Here is a 492-nt window from a genome sequence, read left to right as displayed (position 1 = left end):
GTCTTGATGTAAGCATCCCTTGAGCCAGTTCCAACCGATACGGAAATAGCTGTTGCCCCGATTCCAATGCGCGTCCACCCACCGACGCTTGCCCGCTGCGACAACTTGCTGCCCTTGCACGGTCAAGAGTAAGGTCGTGACTGCCATCACCAAGCAGAGTCGAGAGAGTGCTGGAACATTGCGTAGTTCTGAGCGTTCGAGTTGAAAGCCATTTGATTTTTCATCGAGGATCTCCTCTTCGACTGGAAACCTCTGGCTGTATTGTTGAAAGGTTTGCAGGGTGGCAGGTTCATCGGTTGCAACCAACCACACCTGAGCAGAGATGGGGTCGCGACCGAGGGCAATATTCAAATCTGCCAAAGGACGCGATTTGGTCAGGCTGACGTCGTGCAGCAAAATGCTTTCTCCTGCGGCTAGATGATACTGGTTTAATTGCTTCCAACCTTTGCGTGGGCGATAGATCCAAGCATTACTTTTGACGCGGATGCGTTC

Annotated in this window: 1 protein-coding gene; it reads right to left on the bottom strand. The window is 52.0% G+C overall.

Annotated elements, in window-relative coordinates; genetic code table 11:
- Positions 1 to 492, bottom strand: a 492-nt coding sequence (locus D7Y13_RS50050; RefSeq protein ID WP_208734585.1) for a hypothetical protein, incomplete at both ends; no start/stop codon positions are given.

The sequence above is a fragment of the Corallococcus praedator genome (genome assembly GCF_003612125.1).
GTDB classification, from domain to species: Bacteria; Myxococcota; Myxococcia; order Myxococcales; family Myxococcaceae; genus Corallococcus; species Corallococcus praedator.
Note: the sequence above shows the minus strand (reverse complement) of the source record. Positions and strands in the feature narration are given on the sequence as shown.